This is a genomic window from Ruegeria sp. C11 (assembly GCF_056537725.1).
On record NZ_JBQFSB010000002.1, the window covers coordinates 175,679 to 196,694 of the forward strand.

21 protein-coding genes and 2 tRNA genes are annotated in these 21,016 nt (G+C 56.3%); 15 read left to right on the forward strand and 8 right to left on the reverse strand.

All coding sequences use genetic code 11. The features are described from left to right. Nucleotides 1-84 precede the first annotated feature (84 nt). From ACR0NA_RS04130 to lexA, 6 genes are all read left to right on the forward strand, one after another. Nucleotides 85-666 (forward strand): aminodeoxychorismate/anthranilate synthase component II, encoded by a 582-nt coding sequence (locus ACR0NA_RS04130; RefSeq protein WP_170655766.1) that lies wholly within the window; start codon nucleotides 85-87, stop codon nucleotides 664-666. Further along, a complete protein-coding gene (gene trpD / locus ACR0NA_RS04135) occupies nucleotides 663-1,682 on the forward strand; it encodes an anthranilate phosphoribosyltransferase (protein ID WP_480726303.1) in 1,020 nt (339 codons plus the stop codon). The genes ACR0NA_RS04130 and trpD overlap by 4 nt, the downstream gene beginning before the upstream one ends. Beyond that, nucleotides 1,679-2,491, forward strand: a complete 813-nt coding sequence (gene trpC / locus ACR0NA_RS04140; RefSeq protein ID WP_480726305.1) for an indole-3-glycerol phosphate synthase TrpC — start codon at nucleotides 1,679-1,681, stop codon at nucleotides 2,489-2,491. Before trpD ends, trpC begins: the two co-directional genes overlap by 4 nt. Then, nucleotides 2,491-2,964: a cyclic pyranopterin monophosphate synthase MoaC gene (moaC, locus tag ACR0NA_RS04145; RefSeq protein WP_480726307.1), complete on the forward strand. Its 474-nt coding sequence runs from the start codon at nucleotides 2,491-2,493 to the stop codon at nucleotides 2,962-2,964. Before trpC ends, moaC begins: the two co-directional genes overlap by 1 nt. Beyond that, nucleotides 2,961-4,133 (forward strand): molybdopterin molybdotransferase MoeA, encoded by a 1,173-nt coding sequence (locus tag ACR0NA_RS04150; RefSeq protein ID WP_480726309.1) that lies wholly within the window; start codon nucleotides 2,961-2,963, stop codon nucleotides 4,131-4,133. The genes moaC and ACR0NA_RS04150 overlap by 4 nt, the downstream gene beginning before the upstream one ends. 79 nt (nucleotides 4,134-4,212) lie before the next feature. Beyond that, nucleotides 4,213-4,911 carry a transcriptional repressor LexA gene (gene lexA, locus ACR0NA_RS04155; protein WP_170655776.1) on the forward strand — a complete coding sequence of 233 codons (699 nt, stop codon included), beginning with the start codon at nucleotides 4,213-4,215 and terminating at the stop codon, nucleotides 4,909-4,911. 15 nt (nucleotides 4,912-4,926) lie between these two features. On the opposite strand, the gene ACR0NA_RS04160 is transcribed toward lexA, so the two are convergent. Then, nucleotides 4,927-6,957: a ComEC/Rec2 family competence protein gene (locus tag ACR0NA_RS04160; protein WP_480726312.1), complete on the reverse strand. Its 2,031-nt coding sequence runs from the start codon at nucleotides 6,955-6,957 to the stop codon at nucleotides 4,927-4,929. 79 nt (nucleotides 6,958-7,036) lie between these two features. On the opposite strand from ACR0NA_RS04160, the gene gltX reads away from it, so the two are divergent. Together gltX and gltA are read left to right on the forward strand one after the other, a co-directional pair. After that, nucleotides 7,037-8,437, forward strand: a complete 1,401-nt coding sequence (gene gltX / locus ACR0NA_RS04165) for a glutamate--tRNA ligase (RefSeq protein ID WP_480726314.1) — start codon at nucleotides 7,037-7,039, stop codon at nucleotides 8,435-8,437. 121 nt (nucleotides 8,438-8,558) lie between these two features. After that, nucleotides 8,559-9,854 carry a citrate synthase gene (gene gltA, locus ACR0NA_RS04170; RefSeq protein ID WP_170655783.1) on the forward strand — a complete coding sequence of 432 codons (1,296 nt, stop codon included), beginning with the start codon at nucleotides 8,559-8,561 and terminating at the stop codon, nucleotides 9,852-9,854. Between the two features lie 55 nt (nucleotides 9,855-9,909). Here gltA and ACR0NA_RS04175 read toward each other — a convergent pair whose 3' ends face one another. Then, nucleotides 9,910-10,998, reverse strand: a complete 1,089-nt coding sequence (locus ACR0NA_RS04175) for a PA0069 family radical SAM protein (RefSeq protein WP_480726317.1) — start codon at nucleotides 10,996-10,998, stop codon at nucleotides 9,910-9,912. A 263-nt stretch (nucleotides 10,999-11,261) separates the two neighbouring features. Here ACR0NA_RS04175 and ACR0NA_RS04180 point away from each other — a divergent pair, with 263 nt between their 5' ends. Together ACR0NA_RS04180 and ACR0NA_RS04185 are read left to right on the forward strand one after the other, a co-directional pair. Then, nucleotides 11,262-11,960 (forward strand): cobalamin B12-binding domain-containing protein, encoded by a 699-nt coding sequence (locus ACR0NA_RS04180; protein ID WP_170655787.1) that lies wholly within the window; start codon nucleotides 11,262-11,264, stop codon nucleotides 11,958-11,960. A 216-nt stretch (nucleotides 11,961-12,176) separates the two neighbouring features. Further along, entirely contained in the window at nucleotides 12,177-12,845 is a 669-nt protein-coding gene (locus ACR0NA_RS04185) for a DUF1638 domain-containing protein (protein WP_480726320.1), read from the forward strand. A 16-nt stretch (nucleotides 12,846-12,861) separates the two neighbouring features. Here the strand turns inward: ACR0NA_RS04185 and ACR0NA_RS04190 are convergent, their stop codons facing one another. Beyond that, the gene (locus ACR0NA_RS04190) at nucleotides 12,862-13,272 is read right to left on the reverse strand and encodes a SufE family protein (RefSeq protein ID WP_170655791.1); all 411 of its coding nucleotides are present in this window, start codon (nucleotides 13,270-13,272) and stop codon (nucleotides 12,862-12,864) included. A 137-nt stretch (nucleotides 13,273-13,409) separates the two neighbouring features. Between ACR0NA_RS04190 and ACR0NA_RS04195 the strand changes: the two genes are divergently transcribed. Further along, a complete protein-coding gene (locus ACR0NA_RS04195) occupies nucleotides 13,410-13,898 on the forward strand; it encodes a hypothetical protein (protein ID WP_170655793.1) in 489 nt (162 codons plus the stop codon). Between the two features lie 9 nt (nucleotides 13,899-13,907). On the opposite strand, the gene rnd is transcribed toward ACR0NA_RS04195, so the two are convergent. The 3 genes from rnd to purM all read right to left on the reverse strand — a co-directional run bounded on the left by rnd (nucleotide 13,908) and on the right by purM (nucleotide 16,822). Further along, on the reverse strand, nucleotides 13,908-15,065 hold the full coding sequence (gene rnd / locus ACR0NA_RS04200; RefSeq protein ID WP_480726323.1) for a ribonuclease D: 1,158 nt from the start codon (nucleotides 15,063-15,065) through the stop codon (nucleotides 13,908-13,910). Between the two features lie 117 nt (nucleotides 15,066-15,182). After that, nucleotides 15,183-15,779 carry a phosphoribosylglycinamide formyltransferase gene (gene purN / locus ACR0NA_RS04205; RefSeq protein ID WP_480726326.1) on the reverse strand — a complete coding sequence of 199 codons (597 nt, stop codon included), beginning with the start codon at nucleotides 15,777-15,779 and terminating at the stop codon, nucleotides 15,183-15,185. After that, nucleotides 15,776-16,822, reverse strand: a complete 1,047-nt coding sequence (gene purM / locus ACR0NA_RS04210) for a phosphoribosylformylglycinamidine cyclo-ligase (protein ID WP_480726329.1) — start codon at nucleotides 16,820-16,822, stop codon at nucleotides 15,776-15,778. Before purM ends, purN begins: the two co-directional genes overlap by 4 nt. A gap of 106 nt (nucleotides 16,823-16,928) precedes the next feature. Between purM and ACR0NA_RS04215 the strand changes: the two genes are divergently transcribed. Next, a tRNA-Ile gene (locus ACR0NA_RS04215) sits at nucleotides 16,929-17,005 on the forward strand. Nucleotides 17,006-17,238: 233 nt separating this feature from the next. Here ACR0NA_RS04215 and ACR0NA_RS04220 read toward each other — a convergent pair. Further along, complete coding sequence (locus ACR0NA_RS04220; RefSeq protein ID WP_170650094.1) at nucleotides 17,239-17,466, reverse strand: hypothetical protein; 228 nt, start codon at nucleotides 17,464-17,466, stop codon at nucleotides 17,239-17,241. A gap of 282 nt (nucleotides 17,467-17,748) precedes the next feature. Between ACR0NA_RS04220 and ACR0NA_RS04225 the strand changes: the two genes are divergently transcribed. Continuing rightward, a complete protein-coding gene (locus tag ACR0NA_RS04225) occupies nucleotides 17,749-18,489 on the forward strand; it encodes a porin (protein WP_480449395.1) in 741 nt (246 codons plus the stop codon). Between the two features lie 83 nt (nucleotides 18,490-18,572). Here the strand turns inward: ACR0NA_RS04225 and ACR0NA_RS04230 are convergent, their stop codons facing one another. Next, on the reverse strand, nucleotides 18,573-19,892 hold the full coding sequence (locus ACR0NA_RS04230) for an ATP-binding protein (protein ID WP_480726332.1): 1,320 nt from the start codon (nucleotides 19,890-19,892) through the stop codon (nucleotides 18,573-18,575). 44 nt (nucleotides 19,893-19,936) lie between these two features. Between ACR0NA_RS04230 and ACR0NA_RS04235 the strand changes: the two genes are divergently transcribed. Continuing rightward, nucleotides 19,937-20,851 carry an MBL fold metallo-hydrolase gene (locus ACR0NA_RS04235; RefSeq protein ID WP_480726335.1) on the forward strand — a complete coding sequence of 305 codons (915 nt, stop codon included), beginning with the start codon at nucleotides 19,937-19,939 and terminating at the stop codon, nucleotides 20,849-20,851. Nucleotides 20,852-20,926: 75 nt separating this feature from the next. After that, nucleotides 20,927-21,001 (forward strand) — tRNA-Asn (locus tag ACR0NA_RS04240). Nucleotides 21,002-21,016: the final 15 nt, after the last annotated feature.

The window sequence follows — 21,016 nt, forward strand, 5'->3', positions numbered from 1 at the left end:
CCTGAGCATGTATGTCGCGACATTATACCGTGTACCAAGGCTGTACCGCCAGCCCGAATTGCCAAAGCCGAGACCAAGAGCCAAATGCTGCTGCTGATCGACAACTACGACTCGTTTACCTACAACCTCGTTCACTATCTGGGTGAGCTTGGTGCCGAAATGGAAGTGCACCGCAACGATGCGCTGGACGTGCAGGAAGCGATGGCGATGAAACCCGCCGGAATCCTTTTAAGCCCAGGGCCTTGCGACCCCGATCAGGCCGGAATTTGTCTGGCGTTGACCGAAGCTGCGGCTGAAACCGGTATCCCGCTGATGGGCGTTTGCCTTGGGCATCAGACCATCGGGCAGGCCTTCGGCGGAAAAGTGGTTCGTTGCCACGAAATCGTTCATGGCAAGATGGGAACCATGCGCCACACCGGCAAAGGCGTGTTTGCCGGTCTGCCGTCACCGTTCGAAGCGACCCGTTATCACTCGCTGGTGGTCGAGCGTGAGTCGCTGCCCGACTGCCTTGAGATTACCGCCGAACTGGACGATGGAACAATCATGGGCCTGCAGCATAAAGAGCTGCCGATTCACGGTGTTCAGTTCCACCCTGAATCCATCGCATCCGAGCACGGTCACGCCCTGCTCAGGAATTTCCTGAATGAAATGAAAGTCCCCGCATGAGCGACGCGTTGAAACCGCTGATCGGAGCGGCAGCAGACCGCCCTTTGACCCGCGCCGAAGCGGAACAAGCCTTTACGATCCTGTTTGAAGGTGAAGCCACGCCCAGTCAGATCGGCGGTTTGCTGATGGCAATGCGAACACGTGGCGAAACCGTGGATGAGTATGCCGCTGCGGCCGCCGTCATGCGCGCCAAGTGCAACTCAGTCACAGCACCTGAGGGTGCGATGGACATCGTCGGCACCGGGGGCGACGGGAAAGGTACGCTGAACATTTCAACGGCGACCGCATTTGTTGTGGCTGGTGCCGGTGTAACGGTCGCCAAGCATGGCAACCGCAATCTCAGCTCCAAATCCGGCGCTGCCGACGCGCTTGGTCAGATGGGCATCAACGTGATGGTTGGCCCGGAAACTGTTGAAAAAGCGCTGAATTCAACCGGCATAGGCTTTATGATGGCGCCCATGCATCATCCGGCCATCGCCCACGTCATGCCGACCCGGCAAGAACTTGGGACGCGCACGATTTTCAATATCCTTGGCCCACTTACCAATCCGGCAGGTGTCAAAAGGCAGCTGACCGGCGCATTCAGCCGCGACTTGATCCGCCCTATGGCCGAAACACTGGGCGTTCTAGGGGCCGAGCGGGCATGGCTGGTGCACGGGTCAGATGGTACCGACGAACTGACGATCACCGGCGTGAGCTGGGTTGCCGCTTTGGAAGATGGTATCGTCAAAGAGGTTGAGTTGCACCCCGAAGATGCGGGCCTGTCGGTTCACCCGTTTGAAGACATCGTTGGCGGTACGCCCGAAGAGAATTCCGTTGCCTTCCGCGCCCTGCTGGACGGCACGCCATCTGCCTATCGGGATGCTGTATTGCTGAATTCTGCCGCCGCTCTGGTTGTGGCCAATGCCGCCAGCGACCTCCGGGAAGGTGTCGCCATGGCCGCAGAAAGCATTGACAGCGGAAACGCCAGAAACAAGATCGCCGCTTTGGCCAAAATCACACAGGAAGCTGCATGACCGAAACTGTACTGGACAGGATCAAAGCCTATAAACTTGAAGAAGTTGCAGCGGATAAAGAGCTGAAATCACTGGATGATCTGGAGGCTGAAGCGCGCGGTGCCTCTCCGGTACGTGGTTTCGCCAACGCCCTTCACGCCGCGACGCGTCGGGGTTACGGTCTAATTGCCGAGGTCAAGAAAGCAAGCCCTTCCAAAGGTTTGATCCGAGAGGATTTCAACCCGCCTGAACTCGCCAATGCCTATGAGGCTGGTGGTGCCAGCTGCCTGTCGGTCTTGACCGATACACCCAGCTTTCAGGGCGCCAAAGAGTATCTGACAGCTGCGCGCGACGCGTGTTCCCTACCCGCGCTGCGCAAGGATTTCATGTACGACCCTTATCAGGTGGTCGAGGCGCGCGCACTTGGCGCGGATTGCATTCTGATCATCATGGCCTCGGTCGGGGATGCACAGGCTTCTGAGCTGGAGCAAACCGCTTTTGATTGGGGCATGGACGTTCTGATCGAAGTACATGATGAAGAAGAGCTGGAGCGAGCAACTCAACTGAAAAGCCCGCTGATCGGGATCAATAACCGCAACCTCAAAACCTTTGAGACGTCGTTGGACACAACCCGACGTCTGTCCAAACTTGTGCCCGGTGATCGTACAATAGTTTGCGAAAGCGGTCTGAACACGCCCGCTGATCTGGCTGACATTGCCCGATACGGCGCTCGTTGTTTTCTGATTGGTGAAAGCCTGATGCGTCAGGACGACGTCGAAGCTGCAACCCAGGCACTTTTGGCGAACCCTCTGGTCCCCGGAGTAATGTGATGCCGCTGACGCATTTCGACGCCAAAGGCCAGGCGCATATGGTTGATGTATCGGACAAGGCGGTGACCGATCGCATTGCAGTCGCCGAAGGTCACATCAAAATGGCGCGGGAAACCTTTGATATCATTAGTGAAGGTCGCGCCAAAAAGGGCGACGTTCTGGGTATTGCTCGTCTCGCTGGGATCATGGGGGCCAAAAAGACCCCCGATCTGATCCCCCTGTGCCACCCGCTGCCGGTTACGAAGGTTGCCGTCGAATTGTCACTGGACCCTGACCTTCCAGGTGTTCGCCTCGAGGCAACGGTAAAGACTTCGGGCCAGACCGGGGTTGAGATGGAGGCACTGACGGCAGTATCAACCGCAGCGCTGACCGTCTATGACATGACAAAGGCCGTTGATAAGTCAATGGAAATTGGCGGCATTCGGGTTTTGCTGAAAGACGGCGGCAAATCAGGACGTTATGAGGCGGAATGATTACTGTCGACGAAGCCCGCGCTCTGCTGCTTGATCTTGTGGCACCACTTCCACACGAAACTATTCCCCTTATCGAAGCACCCGGGCGGATCCTGGCGCAGAATGTCGCCGCCACGCGGGACCAGCCGCCCTTTCGGTCGTCTTCGATGGATGGATACGCCCTCAAGGCCGCTGAGGTCGAACTACACGCGATGTTCAAGGTCATCGGCGAGGCCGCAGCCGGGCATCGGTTTGTTGGGCAAGTCGGCCCCGGACAGGCCGTCCGCATCTTTACCGGCGCACCTGTTCCCGAAGGTGCCGATTTCGTTGTGATTCAAGAGGATGCAGATCGGCGCGACGATCTGATTACAATCACCGACGAACCGGGTCCCAAAACCAACATCCGCCCAGTTGGCGTTGATTTCACGGCCGGAACAACCATCGACGCACCGCGCCGCATCCGGGCCGAAGACGTTGCTCTGATGGCGGCGATGAACATTGCCTCGGTGCCGGTCACGCGTAAACCGCAGGTCGCGTTGATCTCGACTGGAAACGAATTGGTGATGCCGGGCGAAACACCCGGACCAGACCAAATCATCGCGTCAAATACCTTTGGCCTCAAGGCTTTGCTGGAGGAGCTTGGGGCACATGTCCGGGTTCTGCCAATTGCGCGCGATACGGTGTCGTCGCTGGAAACGGCGTTTGATCTGGCTGCTAGCGCAGATCTGGTGATCACAATCGGCGGCGCATCCGTGGGCGATCACGATCTGGTCGGCGATGTTGCGCAGGGCCTCGGGCTGGAACGGTCTTTCTACAAAATCCGGATGCGCCCCGGAAAACCGCTGATGGCGGGCCGTATGGGTAACAGCGCAATGGTTGGCCTCCCCGGAAATCCGGTCAGTGCCATGGTCTGCGGATATCTGTTTATTGCCCCCATGATCCGCCGGATGTTGGGCCTAAATGATGCCTTGCCTGCATTCCGGCATGCAAAACTGGCTGAACCGATAAAAGCCAATGGCCCGCGCGAGCATTATATGCGCGCGACACTGGATCAGGACGGAATTCGCGCCTGTGAGGATCAGGATAGTTCTCTGCTCAGTGTTCTTGCGCAGGCTGACGCGCTTTTGGTACGGCCTCCGGAAGATCCCCCGCGGGATGTCGGTGACGACGTGCTTTACCTGCCCATCTAGAACGTTTCGCGACCCAGTTGACACAAAACGTGAACATGCGTAGAACAAAAGAAAACGCATGAGCGACGAGGTGTGAGCGATGCTAACCAAGAAGCAGTTGGATTTGCTGGAATTCATCCACAAACGCGTTCAGGCGGACGGAGTACCGCCCAGTTTCGACGAAATGAAGATCGCGTTGGATTTGCGCTCGAAATCAGGCATTCACCGCCTGATCACCGCGCTGGAGGAACGCGGCTTTATTCGCCGCCTCGCCCATCGCGCTCGTGCTATCGAAATCGTCAAACTGCCGGAAAGCCTTGGTGGAGAGCCTACCGCAGGCTTCAAACCGCGTGTGATTGAAGGCGACAAACCAACGGCGCCCCGGCCTGCCAATTTTGAACCGGTCACGGTTGACGCAATGGAATTGCCAGTCATGGGCCGTATCGCCGCCGGTGTTCCGATTGAAGCAATCAGCCATGTTTCGCATCGCGTGGCCGTACCTGGATCGATGATTTCCGGTCAGGGCGATCACTATGCGCTTGAGGTTCGCGGTGACTCGATGATTGACGCAGGCATCAATGACGGTGATGTCGTTGTGATTCAGGAAACGTCGGTCGCAGATAATGGCGACATCGTCGTGGCGCTGGTTGAAGATCAGGAGGCAACCCTGAAACGGTTTTTCCGGCGCGGGAATGCAATCGCCCTCGAAGCTGCGAACCCGGCTTATGAAACCCGTGTATTGCCCGAAGACAAGGTCAAGGTTCAGGGTCGACTGGTCGGCCTGATCCGCACCTACTGAGGAACTGTCAGGCTTTCATCTTGTGCCTAATCGGGGCGACCAAAGGCGCGCACCAGAAACCTGCGCGCTTGTCACGATCTCTCCGTTTTTAATGGCCAGACTGCCAGTTTGTTGCAGGTCGTCGGGATCAAAAAGCGTGCATGAATCGGTGAATTTTACCGGTATGGATGAGATAACGATCTGATTTTCGGAGCATGCCGAAAATTCCGATACGGCGCGCTTCCCAATCAGGTGAATTAGTTCTCTTTCGCCGAACGAATAGCGGCGCACACCGCTTTGGCCATCGGGCCATCTTGATGCTGCCGTAGGCTGTTCGGCACCGTCGCCATCGTTCTCAAGCCAGACCGAGGCGACAAAGCCGCTGCCTTTTGCCTTACTCAGAGCCCGGCCATTCTGGGTCATCACACCAATAAGGCCGCCCGTATCGGCCACCAGCACCTCCGGTCGATCACCCTGCCCCCAAAACGAAATCGCGAAGATTATTGAGGCAATTCCGAACCACCTCGACCGTCCCTGCCAGACAACACACCACAAGGCGCCCGATGCGATCATGGGTAGGACAAATTTGGGCGGACTTGGCACAAACCCTCTCGCCCCATCCAACCCGGACACCCATTCCGCAACACCTAAAATCCATCCAAGTCCAAGACCCATGAGGTTCAACGCAATCCAGTCCAGACCAAAAGGTGCAAGCAAAGCGGCCATGACCGCAGCCGGGATTACCACGGACCCCATAACCGGAACCGAAAGGATGTTCGCCAACAGACCATAGTGCGACACTGTATTAAAATGCGCCGCCCCGATTGGAGCCGTGGCCAATCCCGCGATAAACGACGAAAGAAGCAACGCGGTTGCAGGGCGGAGCCATTTCGGTCCGAGGGAAAGCTGTGCTTCCCGGATACATCCGAATACCGCGACCAATGCAGTTGTAGCTGCAAACGACATCTGGAACCCCGGGCTCAGCAACGACTCAGGCCTCAGCACAAGAATGATCAGACCGGCCACGGCAACCGCTCGCAAGGAAATGGCACGGCGATCCAACAGAACGGCGCCCAGCATTACAGATACCATGACAAAGGCACGTTCGGTCGCAACTGCGCCGCCAGACAAAAGAAGATACCCTGTTGCGGTCACAAGCGCGCAAACCGCCGCGATCTTTCGCACTGGCAGGCGCAACGCCAAGAATGGAACAAGGGAAAGCAGAACACGACAGGCCACAAAAACGAAACCGGTCAAAAGGCCCATGTGCAAACCCGAAATGGCCAGTAGATGCGCCAGATTTGATACGCGGAGATTCTCAAGTGTGGCCTGACCAATTGCGCTACGATCACCGGTTGTAACGGCAGCTGTAAACCCCCCGACATCGCCCGGCAGCTCGGATTGAACCCTATCCGATATTGCGAACCGCAGCGACGTCACGTGCAAACCGCCAAGGCCCGCACTTGGCGGATGAATGGTCATAATCGGGTTTCGCGAATAACCAACGGCCCCAAGCTTTTGAAACCATGCATGGCGTCGAAAGTCGAAACCACCGGGTTCAACCGGACCTTGCGGTGGCGACAGATGTGCAGTTGTCATAATGCGCTGGCCCGGTGCCAGCTGCACACTTTCGCCGTGAACCGAAAGCCGGATGCGTGCGGGCCTGTCATACACAGGCACGTCCCCGAGGCGCACCTGATCCAGTGTGACCCGCAACGCATCCGACGCAGAGCGGTCCAGTGACACGACCCTCCCCTCGACCGGGCCGTAGTAGCGCCACTGCAGAACCGGCTCTGCAACCTTGTGGGTGCGAAAACCCGCGAGAGCAAAGCCCGCCGCAATCAACACCATCCCCCACGCCAACGGCGCCCAGGCCTCAGGCAATCTGCGCCCCATTGCGGCCATCACTGCGGACAGCACCACAAGGGCGGCGTAGATCTGCAGACCCGGCTCGAACCGCAAGGCAAAATAGAGACCGATCCCAATTGCCAGGCAGATCGGAGACCACAGGAACAGATGCCCGCGCTGGTTCAGAAACGCGGCCTCGACCGCTGTCAGAACTCGCATGGTTGCCCCCGTCCTTCGGGCTCGTTAGACAGGCGGAAACGCTATACCCGCTGTGGTTACCAAAAGGTTAATCAAGAAAATGTCCGATCAGGTTGTCACCCGTTTTGCCCCGTCCCCCACCGGTTTTTTGCACATCGGTGGTGCCCGTACCGCGCTGTTCAACTGGCTCTATGCGCGTGGGCGCGGCGGCAAGTTCCTGCTGCGGATCGAGGACACTGATCGCGAACGTTCAACACCTGAAGCCACAGCAGCGATCCTGCAGGGAATGGAATGGCTTGGTCTGGACCACGATGGCGAGGTCATCAGCCAGTTCGAGGGGGCCGAACGTCATGCTGAGGTCGCCAACCAACTGTTGGCAGACGGCAAGGCTTACAAGTGCTTTTCGACACAGGATGAGATTGCCGCCTTCCGCGAAAATGCGCGGGCCGAAGGCAAGTCGACTTTGTTCCGCAGCCCATGGCGGGAGGCCGATCCAGCCGACCACCCAAATGCGCCATTCGTGATCCGGATAAAGGCGCCGCAAGACGGAACCACCGTGATCCGGGATCACGTACAGGGGGACGTGACCATCCGGAACGACCAACTGGACGATATGGTGCTGCTCCGCTCGGACGGAACGCCGGTATATATGCTTGCGGTGGTTGTGGACGATCATGACATGGGGGTAACCCATGTGATCCGCGGCGATGATCATCTGAACAATGCCGCGCGGCAGATGATGATCTATGAAGCGATGGGTTGGGACGTCCCTGTCTGGGCCCACATCCCGTTGATCCACGGGCCGGACGGCAAAAAGCTCAGCAAACGCCACGGCGCGCTGGGTGCGCAGGAATACCAGGCAATGGGCTATCCGGCGGCGGGCATGCGCAATTATCTGGCGCGGCTGGGCTGGAGCCATGGCGACGACGAGTTCTTTACGGACGCTCAGGCACTGGAGTGGTTCGACCTTGACGGAATCGGCAAAAGTCCGGCCCGGTTCGATTTGAAAAAACTGGAAAATCTGTGCGGTCAGCACATTGCCATCAGCGACGATGCTGCATTGCGGCATGAAATCGAAGCGTATCTGGACGCAGCGAAACTAGCGCCTCTCACAAGTGCACAATCCGGTGATTTGGAACGTGCGATGTATTGCCTCAAGGATCGCGCCCGAACTTTCCCGGAACTGCTTGAAAAAGCGCATTTTGTGCTGACATCGCGACCTGTTGAACCTGATGAGAAAGCACAAAAAGCGCTCACTTCTGTATCCGATGGTATACTGAACGAATTGACGCCGCACGTGCAAAATGCTAGCTGGTCACGAGACGAACTGGAGGCAGCCCTTAACACGTTCGCCGAAACGAATGGGCTGAAGTTTGGCAAGCTGGCTGGTCCACTGAGGGCCGCACTGGCAGGTCGGGCAGTGACCCCTTCGGTCTTTGACATGATGCTTGTGCTGGGGAAAGAAGAAACCCTGGCGCGGCTTTCCGATGCAGCGGGTTAATCCTGGCTTCACATTCAGGTAACGCTGCTCCGCTATGACCCGGACTGCGCGGCTACGCGCAGCCGTTGCCCGTAATGTCGGACAGCGAACCGACATACGCATGAATGAGAAAGGGACAACCATGACCGATAGCCAAAAAACAGCCACACTGTCTGTCCATGGCGAAAGCTACGAGTTGCCGGTTTTTTCCCCGACCGCCGGCCCGGATGTAATCGACATTCGCAAGCTTTATGGTCAGGCGGGCGTGTTCACCTACGATCCCGGCTTCACCTCAACCGCAAGCTGTGACAGCACCATCACCTTTATCGACGGAGAAAAGGGTGAGCTGTTGCATCGCGGCTATCCGATCGAGCAACTCGCCGGAAAATCGCACTTTCTGGAACTCAGCTATCTGTTGCTTTACGGAGAGCTTCCGGCTGCTCAGGATCTGGAAAAATTTGAAACCACGATCACCCGCCACACGATGCTGCATGAACAGATGCAGTATTTCTATCGCGGCTTCCGCCGTGATGCGCACCCAATGGCCATCATGGTTGGCGTTGTGGGCGCAATGTCGGCATTCTATCACGACTCGACCGATATCTCGGACCCGCGACAGCGTGAGATTGCTTCGCATCGACTGATCGCCAAGATGCCGACGATTGCGGCCTGGGCCTATAAGTATCATATCGGCCAGCCCTTCGTTTACCCGCGCAACGACCTGGACTATGCGTCGAACTTCCTGAGCATGTGCTTCGCCGTTCCGGCCGAAGACTATGAGGTCAACCCGATCCTGGCCCGCGCCATGGACCGGATTTTCATGCTGCAGGCCGATCACGAACAAAACGCCTCGACATCGACTGTGCGACTTGCTTCTTCTTCGGGTGCAAACCCATTTGCCTGTATCGCTGCTGGCATCGCGTGTTTGTGGGGTCCTGCGCATGGCGGTGCAAATCAGGCGTGTCTGGAAATGCTGGAGGAAATCGGGACGGTTGACCGCATCCCCGAATTCATCGCCCGCGCTAAAGACCCGAACGATCCCTTCCGCCTTATGGGTTTCGGTCACAGGGTTTATAAAAACTTTGACCCACGCGCGACTGTGATGAAGCAATCGGCGGACGAGGTCCTGGATCTGCTTGGCGTTGAAAACAACCCAAAGCTTCAGGTTGCGAAAGCCCTTGAAAAGCAGGCTCTGGAAGATCCGTACTTCATCGAGAAAAAGCTGTTCCCGAATGTGGATTTCTACTCGGGAATCGTAATGGAGGCGATGGGCTTCCCGACTTCGATGTTTACACCGATCTTTGCGCTGTCGCGCACCGTGGGCTGGATCAGCCAGTGGAAAGAGATGATCGCCGACCCGCAGAACAAAATCGGCCGTCCACGCCAGTTGTACCTTGGCGAAACGACCCGCGATTATGTGGACATCGAAAACCGCTGAATCTAACAGCGCACCCTACAAACAAGCCCCGGAAAACTCCGGGGCTTGTTTCGTTTCAGAACAACGAGAGTTGATCGCCCGCCTGAGCGGGACAGCCAAACAAGTCACATCGCAAAGGTTGAGTTTCGGTTTCAAGATCAAATCGTTTCACCGCCGCCTTGAACCGTTTTGCGATCATTTCGGCAAAGACCCCCTCACCCCGCATCCTGTGGCCCCAACGTGGGTCATAGTCGCGCCCGCCGTGCATTTCGCGAAGGCGACTCATGACTTTCTCTGCGCGCGCCGGCTGGTGATCAGCCAACCACTCCTGCCAAAGCTGCGAGACCTCGCGCGGTAGACGCAACATGATCCAGCTTGCTGAGTCCGCCCCCGCCTGTTTGCCGGCCTGCAACAGGTTTTCAAGTTCATGGTCCGTCAATCCGGGTATGATCGGCGAGGTCATGATGCGCACCGGTACGCCAGCCTCGGTCAAGCGCTCAATAACACGTAGACGCCGTTCGGGTGCAGGGGCGCGTGGTTCCATACTGCGCGACAGTTCTGCATCCAATGTCGTCAGTGAAATACCCACACGTAACAACCCTTGTTCGGCCATGGGGGCAAGTATTTCGAGATCACGCTCGATCAGGGCGCCTTTGGTGACGATTGCCAGCGGATGCCTGAATTCGGCCAGAACTTTTAGGCAAGACCTTGTGATCATGCGCTCTTTTTCGATTGGTTGATATGGATCCGTGTTTGTACCCAAGGCTAGCGGAGCGACCTTGTATGATCGTCGGGACAACTCTTTGCGCAACAGCTCGGCTGCGTTCGGTCGCGCGATCAGGCGGGTTTCGAAGTCCAATCCAGGAGACAATCCCAGATAAGCGTGCGTCGGGCGCGCAAAACAGTAAACACAGCCATGCTCGCAACCGCGGTAGGGATTGATTGAGCGATCGAATGGCAAATCCGGCGAACGATTGTAGGAGATCAAACTGCGCGCAATTTCATCGCGAACCTGCGTTCGAAGCAAAGGAGCGTCTTCGTTTGTATCCCAACCGTCATCTGTGGGCGTTGTCACAAAACGTTCGAATCTGGGCGTGTCATTGGATACAGCTCCCCTGCCCTTTACGGTTCTGTGCACGTTTTCTTTGTTCCCGCGAGCTTCCATATCAAAAACTAGAACATTGCATGAACATTCACAATACTCAGGCGCAGATTTCGATGCTCAGCCAGCGTTCGGCAATGCTGATGTGAGCACAATGAAACAAGATCATGCGGAAAATTCTGTCGAGTCGGGGTAAAATCTGACCTATAGGTCGGTTGCAGAACTGCCGACGTCGCAATCAACGCAGTCGAACTGCGGCGAAATGGCCAAAACGGAAAAAATTGCCACTGCGGGCCGCGGCCCCTTACAGCTCAGGGAAACGACTCATGTCGGATGAAGAAGACATCGTCCTGTCGGAACTGAACGACGAGGAACTCGTCGAACAGATGTTTGACGACCTTTATGACGGTCTCAAGGAAGAGATTGAAGAAGGTGTGAACATCCTGCTGGAACGCGGATGGACCCCTTACGACATCCTCACCAAGGCACTGGTGGGCGGCATGACCATCGTGGGGCACGATTTCCGCGACGGCATTCTATTCGTTCCCGAGGTGCTGCTGGCCGCAAACGCCATGAAGGGCGGCATGACCATCCTCAAACCGTTGCTGGCCGAAACCGGCGCACCGCGCGTTGGCAAGATGGTGATTGGCACCGTAAAGGGCGACATCCACGATATCGGCAAGAACCTTGTGTCGATGATGATGGAAGGCGCAGGTTTTGAAGTGGTCGATCTGGGCATCAACAACCCGGTCGAAAACTACCTTGAGGCACTGGAAAACGAACAGCCTGACATTCTGGGCATGTCGGCTCTGCTGACGACCACCATGCCTTATATGAAGGTCGTGATCGACACCATGGTCGAGCAAGGCGTACGCGACGACTATATCGTCCTGGTTGGCGGCGCTCCGCTGAACGAAGAGTTCGGCAAAGCCATTGGCGCCGACGCCTATTGCCGCGATGCTGCGGTTGCCGTGGAAACGGCAAAGGATTTTGTGTCGCGCAAACACAATCAGTTGGCCGGTTAAATCCACCAACCCGAAAATTCAAACCCCACCAAAACGGTGGGGTTTTTTTGTTGAAATTTGCACCAACGACTCCGGCGCTCTATTTACTATGTAATCAAACGACGGCTTTCGGCGGTTCCCCTTTATGTCGCGGGGCGGATATGTGACGTCGGCTGCGGTGTTGTTTCGGACCGCGTTCCACGATTTTCTGGACCGGAACCTGACGGAGGCAATCGAATGACCCAACAGCAATTGCCAGATGATGAAAGCCTGACCGACAATGGTCTCGCGCCCGGAAACGACAACGGGCGCATATTGCTGATAGCTTGCGGTGCGTTGGCCAGAGAGATTCTTGACCTGAAGAACCGCAATGGTTGGGACCATCTATCTTTGACATGCCTACCCGCAATCCTTCATGTCCATCCGGAAAAAATTACGCAGGCTGTTGAGGAATCTGTTGAAAAACATCGCGAAAATTTTGACCGAATCTTTGTGGTTTATGCCGACTGCGGAACCGGTGGCCTTTTGCAACAGGCTTGCGACCGTTTGGGTGTTGAAATGGTAAAGGGGCCGCATTGCTATTCGTTTTTCGAAGGCAATGACATCTTTTCCGAACATGGTGAGGATGAGACGACAGCATTCTATCTGACGGACTTTCTGGCCCGGCAGTTCGATGCATTCGTCTGGAAGCCACTGGGCCTGGATCGACACCCCGAGTTGCGGGACATGTATTTCGGAAACTACACCAAGCTGGTGTATCAGGCACAGACCGATGACCCGAAACTGACCGAGCGTGCCCGCGAATGCGCTGACAAAATGGGCCTATCTTTCGAGCGCCGATTTACCGGATACGGTGACTTGGCAAAAACACTGGAAGAATGGGCAGTCGCCCCCGCGAATTCCTGAACCTTTCCCTGCCAGCTCAGGCGTGCTCGGCCGCGACGTCCCGAATCCGCTCGATCATCGCGCGCAAACCGTTTGAACGCTGGGATGACAGGTGGTCATTCAGGCCAAGTCTTGCCATTTCCGCCCGCGCATCGACTTTTGGCACTCCATCGACCGGCAACCCATTGTAGAGCGCTCGCAAAACCGCAATCAAACCCCGCACGATCATTGCGTCACTGTCGCCGTCGAACCGGAACGTACCGCCGTCAATCATTGGATGCAGCCAGACCTGACTCGCACAGCCATGAACCTTGGTCGCCGGAACCTTTAGCGCGTCGTCCAGCGGCTCCATCGCCTTACCCTGTTCGATCACATAGCGATAGCGGTCTTCCCAATCTTCCAGGAATTCGAAATCTTCGACGATTTCTTCAAAGGCGGGGCTTGCCATGCAGCGATCCTTTTGTTGCGGTTCACGATAGTGAACTATGACGCCGCACAGGGCGTGTCCAGTCCTGCGGTGGCTTTTCAAGACGTGCAAGATGGGCTAACCCATTGCAAGACAATCCACTCAGATCGCCGGGTCTCATGAAAAAAACTCTATCCGTACTTCTGGTTACCGCGTTGGCCCTGTCTGCTTGCGGAAATTCAAGAAAATCCAAATCTGCGACAACTGCACCGACAACCGACGCCGCCACGGCTCTGGTGCCGCAGAGAAGCGGTAAAGGATTGCTCTCGCGCCCCGATCGCCCGGACCTCAGCGTACCTATTGCGGTCATCAGCGAATTGCGTGTTGATCCGACCTCGACCGGTGCGATCATCTATGTTGAGGGGATTGCCTCCCGCCAGGGTGCATTCAACGCGGAATTGCGACCGGTCATATCCGAAGAAAACACCAAGAACGGCATTCTGGCCTATACCTTCCGCGTCGTTTATCCCGAAGGCCCGACGCCCCAAGGGCCGGAACGTTCGCGGACAATTGTCGAGGCGGTGGATATCAGCAATCAGGACTTACAGGGCGTGCGTCTGGTCCGGGTCATCGGCCAGCAAAATACGCTTGATACAAGAAGACGCTGAAACCAGCGGTCAGAGTGAAACGACGTCGACCGATTGCCCTTTGGCCGCCAGTGCTATCCTGCCCTCACACAGCCGCAGCGCATCCTGTCCGAAGACTTCATAGCGCCAACCGGACATGGCGGGCACTTCACGTTCACCGGCAGCAATCAGATCCAAATCCGAACTGGTGGCAATCAACTTAGCGGCCACACCGGAACTTTCGGTTTTCGACTTAAGCAAAACCCGCAATAGATCCGCCAGCGCAGGATTGACCTTCAGCTTTTCCCGGCTGTTATCCGGTTTAGGCATGTCCTCGGGCGGGCAATTCACACCGCGCTTGACTGCCCCCAGAATCCCTTCGGCGATTGCACCCTTACGGGCCTCACGCAGCAACAAACGGGAACCGCCTAGGTCTGAAGGCGTTTTGGGCTTAGTTGACGCCAGTTCGATCAGCGCGTCATCCTTGAAAACCCGGCTCCGCGGGACGTTGTTTTGTTGCGCATATGCCTCGCGGAATTGCGCCAACTCGCGAACGACCGCCAGAAATTTTGCGGAATTGGTGCGGGTCTTGACCCTGCGCCACGCGTCTTCGGGGCGAATATCATAGGTTTCGGCGCCGGTCAGCACCTGCAACTCTTCGGCGACCCAGTGGCTACGATTGGTCTTGGCCAGTTCATCCGCCAGATATTCATAGATTTTTCTCAGATGCGTCACATCCGCCAGCGCATAAGTTTTTTGCGCATCGGTTAGTGGGCGGCGCGACCAGTCGGTAAACCGGGAAGTCTTATCGAGCCCCTGCTTGCAGATCTTGCGCACAAGCGTCTCATAGCCCACCTGCTCACCGAACCCACAGACCATGGCCGCGACCTGAGTGTCGAAAAGCGGTTTCGGAAAGATACCCGCTTCGACCCAGAAAATCTCCAGATCCTGCCGGGCCGCGTGAAAGACCTTGACCACGTTTTCATCGCGGAACAGATCATACAACGGCTCAAGCGACATGCCTTCGACCAACGGGTCAACCAGAACGGCACTGTCCTTGTCGTCCGAAGGTACAGCCAACTGAACCAGACACAGTTTGGAATAATATGTCCGCTCACGCAGAAACTCTGTGTCTACAGTGATATAGGGATAAGCGGCGGCGGCCTTGCAAAATTCGGCCAGCTCTTGCGTCGTTTTCAGGGTTCTCATGCGCTGTGCTAGGTCTTGCTCTTGTTCTTGTTACTGCCCGATAAACCTGTCCTCGTTCCGAGCGATCCCGGTGAACATAGGCCGATAAACACATGCGTGTAAATCACCGTCGAGCTTTCAGGGCAACAGAACCGGAGACCTGTTACCTTTCGCATACCTTTGCAACACGGCGGGATAAAGCCGGTGTTCCCACGACAGAACCCGCGCAGCCAACGTTTCCGGTGTATCGTCCATTTCGACAGGTACTTTCGCCTGCCCAAGAATAGGACCGTCATCAAGGGCCGCCGTCACCTCATGCACGGTGCAACCATGTTCCCTGTCACCGGCCTCAATCGCCCGAGCATGCGTGTTCAACCCTTTGTACTTGGGCAGAAGCGACGGATGAATATTCAACATCCTGCCCTGAAACCGCGAAACGAAGTCTGCGGTGAGAACGCGCATGAAACCAGCAAGACAGACGATATCCGGCTCTGCCGCCAGCAATGGCTTCAGAAATTCAGCCTCAAACGCTGAACGATCCCCGCGAAATGGCTGATGTTCGACTGCCGCAGTAGGAATTCCCCGGGCGGCGGCCTTCTTCAATCCGCCCGCCTGAGGGTCGTTGGACAAAACCAGACAGGGGCGTGCCGGATGATCGCCAGTCATGCTGTCGACCAGCGACACCATATTTGAACCGCCACCCGACAGCAGGATCGCAACGCGTTTTTTGGTCACGACAGAGTGCCCGAGTATTCTACGCCCGGCTCATTGGTGACACTGCCGATCGGGTACACTGTTTCACCGGCTTCACGCAGCGTGTTCGCCAGCTCTTCGGCTTGGTCGGAAGCGCACACCACAATCATGCCAATCCCACAGTTGAAGGTTTTGAGCATTTCCGCTTCGGCAATTCCACCAACTTCGGACATCCATTTGAAGACTGGCGGCAAGTCCCAGGTATTCAGATCGATCTGCGCACCCAGCTCCTCGGGCAGAACACGCGGCAGGTTTTCGGTCAGCCCGCCACCAGTAATGTGGGCAAGGGCGTGAACCCCACCGGAACGGATCGCAGCCAGCGCCTGTTTCACATACAGCCGAGTCGGTGTCAGCAGGGCCTCGCCCAGCAGACCCTCGCCAAAGGGCGACGGCGAATCCCACTCCAGACCGGAATGTTCAACCAGACGGCGCACCAAGGAATATCCATTCGAATGAACACCGTTCGAGGCAAGCCCCAAAAGAACATCGCCTTCCTGAACATCCGCAGGCAGATGAGCATCCCTTTCCATTGCTCCAACCGCAAACCCGGCCAGATCGAAATCACCTTCGGGATACATGCCGGGCATTTCAGCAGTCTCACCACCGATCAGAGCGCATCCGGATTGTACGCACCCCTCTGCAATCCCCTCGATGATCCGTGCCGCCGTTTCGGTTTCCAGCTTGCCGGTCGCAAAATAATCCAGGAAAAACAGCGGTTCGGCGCCCTGACAGATCAGATCATTAACACACATGGCAACAAGATCGACGCCAACGCCATCAACAACACCCGTATCAATGGCGATCCGCAATTTGGTTCCGACCCCATCCGTGGCACCCACGAGAATCGGATCCTGATAGCCTGCCCCCTTAAGGTCGAACAATGCGCCAAACCCACCCAGACCACTCATCACTCCAGGTCTGTTGGTCCGCTTGGCGGCTGGCTTGATCCGATCCACCAAGGCGTTTCCTGCATCAATATCCACGCCTGCATCGGCATAGGTCATGCCGTTCTTGCCCGCTGTCATGGCAAATCCCTCATGATTGCTTTTGCGCGGGTTAGTCGATTGTGGCCTTTCATGCAACGGTCAGGCTTGACGCGGACGACAAGCGTGATACCCAAGGCGCTCAGGCGGGCCTGTAGCTCAATTGGTTAGAGCAGAGCGCTCATAACGCTTTGGTTGGGGGTTCGAGTCCCTCCGGGCCTACCAAAATCCGCATTTTTTCCTAGAAAAGATACCAGATCACCCAACCCGCCGGGAAGGTCAACCCCCATGCACCAGTGACAGCCTTGAATATTTAACTCAATTTCAATGCGTTATGAGTTCGACCAATTGGAAATCATGAACTTGTTTCGGACGGCGTAAAATTCAAACCAAACGATCAGGCCCTGTCCACGGTTTTAAGCTTGTTCGGGCGGTCGGGTTGTATCATGGCAACGCGCTTACCCACCGACATAGACCCCATCTTTGGGTCGGTAAAAGATCTTTTGGTCATGCAGGCGCCCCAACAGATCGTGTATACGTCTAATGGTATCCTGACGATCAGCATTCGCTTCGTCCGATTCACCCATCTGTTCCTGCGAGAATGAGGCCGAAGCCTGCCTCAGCGCCAGTTCGATCAAATCCATGTCTTCAACCGACAACTCGAACACGTCATTATACTGGGGCATCCTGGCTCCTCTGCTCAGATGGGTTACACGAGTGTTTACGCAGGCTCTCGGGCTGCCTTAGCATAATACAAAATTCCCAGGATAATCGAATAGTGCATTGGTAGAGGGTCCAATCGGTTGTTCCCAACCAATCTGAGGGTTACCCGGAAACATGTGCCTGCATAGTCACAGTTTTAAAATTCACACGACGGATTCTACCCTAACGCGCAGGATCGCGATACTGACAATCAACGCATCGCTCCTTGGAATGGGCGGTCGTAAAAAAGAAGACGGAGCAGGACATTGAAAAATCTTTTTGTATTCGGCGCCTTGACCGCCGGAATTTACGCTGGTGCTGCACAGGCGGTAGAAGTTACCGGAGGTTACGTTGATCTCGGTTACTCGGGCCTGACCGACCAGACCGACTTTCAGCGATACAACCTGAACGGAGCGGGTGAAATTGCCTTTTCGCGCAGCGTCGGGCTTCAGCTGGACCTTGGCGCCTACCGTTTCGACACCCTTGATGAAACCGTAACGAACGCCACCTTGCACGGTGTTTTTCACGTTAGCCCGAACGGTTCTTTGGGGGTTTTCTATGGTCAGGAGAACCTGCCGGCAACCAACGGTTTCATTTCCGAAGATTTCCGGTTCTTTGGTATCGAAGGTGGATATGATGCCGGTCAGGTGGATATCGAAGGGTATCTAGGCCGACAGGACGTGGATGTCGTCAACAACGCTAACGGTACCATTTTCGGGATTTCTGTTAACAGCTACGTAACCGATAGCTGGGAACTTTCACTGAACTACGACTTGGTGGACAATATTGAGGGCGCGCTAGACATCAGCACGCTGTCGATTGGCGCCGACTACGATCTGAGCCCCAATGCCAAGGTCTATGGCGAAGTTGGCAATGCCCGCTACGCCATCGGAAACGGCAGCACCAACGAGACGTATGTCGGTGTGGGTGTCCGTATCAATCTGGGCGCATCGCGCGGCACTACATTCGGAACCCGCGGCGTTGCCGCGAAAATTCCAGGTCTTTAAGTTCGGATTGCCCCGGCCTGAACAGGTCGGGGCATCTCAATCTCCTGTACGTTCTTTAGATAATGTTCAGCTAGAACCCATTGTTATCGCCCGATAACAATGTCTACGCACAGACCCCCAAGCTCCTCACTTACGCCAAGACGCAAGGCCCCTCCATGCGCGCGGGCGATATCTGCCACGATGGCAAGCCCAAGCCCCACTCCACTTCCTTGATTCTGGTTGCGTGCGGGATCAAGCCGGGAGAACGGCTTGACAGCTTCGGTTCTTTGTTCCGGTGGAATGCCCGGCCCGTCATCCTCGACACGGATGCGCATTGATTTTGGTGTCATCACAAGACTGACCCGGGCCCGTGTTCCGTATCTCACGGCGTTTCCGATCAGGTTTTCAACTGCGCGCCGAATCGCCACAGGGCGTAGCATGACCTCTCCCTGTTCCTCGGTTGGCACCAGTTCTACAACCCGCCCTGCCCGCTTTGCATCCTCTGCGATCTGGCGCAGCAAAACGGCTGGTTTCACCGCTTCAGGCGCCCCTTCTGCGGCGCCGCGCGAGAAATCAAGGAACGCATCCAGCAAAGACTGCATTTCATCCACGTCCTGCAGCAACGGCTTGGCGTCTTCCGCTGGCAGCATGGAAAGACCCAATTTTAGCCGAGTTAGTGGCGTTCGCAGATCATGACTGACACCGGACAACATCAGCGTCCGCTGTTCGATTTGCCGCTCTATGCGCGCGCGCATGTTAAGAAAGGCACTGCCTGCGGCACGTACCTCAATCGCTCCGCCGGGCGAATATGGAACCACCCGGCCACGCCCAAAGGCCTGCGCAACTTCGGCCAGCTTTGTGATCGGGCGCAGCTGATTGCGCATATATAGGAAGGATATCGACGTCATGAGCACGGCAAAGAACACCATCGTGACGATCAATTGATGCGGAGCGGCAGGTGACAAACGCCTGCGATCAAACGTCAACTCAAGAACGCCAAGATCAGTGTTCAGATAAACACGCGCCTCACGACTGCTTGGCAACGATACCGCAGCGACATCAGGCAGCCACCCTTGCAATTGCGTGACAATCAGTGGCGCAATGAAGTCGTACCACCGGCGCGACGCAACAGTTGGTTTTTCATTTTGATTGAGAAAAACGGCCTTCATCTCAAGCGCCGCAAGAATCGGCCGAGCTGCGGCCAACGCCTGCTGCTGAGTTTCGGCCGACTGCATGACTTGCGTCACAAATCCAATTTCACGCGACGCAGTCCGCGTCATCTGAGTGGTAACGTCTTCCAGATGACGTTGCAGAAACGCAATCGCAACAACCAGCAGAACAACAATCATCGGTAGTGCCAGAATGATCGCTGCGCGGGCATAAAGGCTGCGGGGCATATAAGGTTTGAGCCAACGGAAGGACATGCGCTAAGCCTAACCCTGCACCCCGGCAAGAGAAAGAGGCCAAGATGCTACCGCCCGATGAATTCGATCCGCCAGTTGGCATCCCGTTTCAGCTTGACGATGATCTGCTGAGGGTTGTTGCGCCAAACCCCTCACCTATGACCTATCGTGGTACAAACACTTACATTCTGGGTCGCCGCGACGTAGCGGTTATCGATCCCGGTCCGGCGGATGATCGTCATCTGCAGGCGATTCTGGATGCGTTGAAACCGGGGCAGAGAATCAGTCACATCATCGTTTCCCACAGCCATCTGGACCACTCACCGCTGGCTGCTCCGTTGTCGGCAAAAACCGGCGCCCCGGTCCTTGCCTTCGGAGGGCCGGAAGCGGGGCGTAGTGCGGTCATGACACGCCTGGCATCGCGGGGCCTCACCGGGGGTGGTGAAGGGATTGACCGGGCCTTTAGCCCCGATATCGAAGTTGAGGATGGCCAGATGATCGACGGCGACGGCTGGAACCTAGAAGTCATTCATACTCCCGGGCATCTGGGGAACCATATCGCACTTGCTTGGAACGATATCTGTTTCACCGCAGACCATGTGATGGGCTGGGCCAGTTCGCTGGTATCGCCTCCTGACGGCGACCTGACCGACTTTATGTCGGCATGCCGCAAGCTGCGCGCTCGAAACTGGTCCGTGTTCCATCCCGGTCACGGAGCACCTGTCACAGATCCCGCAGGGCGTCTGGACTGGCTGATCCAACACCGCCAGAGCCGCGAGGCACAGATTCTGACCGCGTTAGCCGATCAACCCGGAACGGCACGGAACCTGGCCGAGCGAATCTATACGGACACTCCGCCCCGCCTGCTGCCTGCCGCAGAGCGCAATGTGTTTGCACATCTGGTTGATCTTGCCGAAAAATCTCATGTTTCACCGGCCAGCGAGATTTCGATAACGGCAGAATTCAGCATAGCTGACTGATGCTGGAAAAAAATATTGTTTTCGCGTCATTCCCCTCTGGACGGGAAAATGTCGGATTGTTATACGGCCCGCAGTTCCGGCGTAGCTCAGCGGTAGAGCAGTTGACTGTTAATCAATTGGTCGTAGGTTCGATCCCTACCGCCGGAGCCAATTTTCACTGACAAA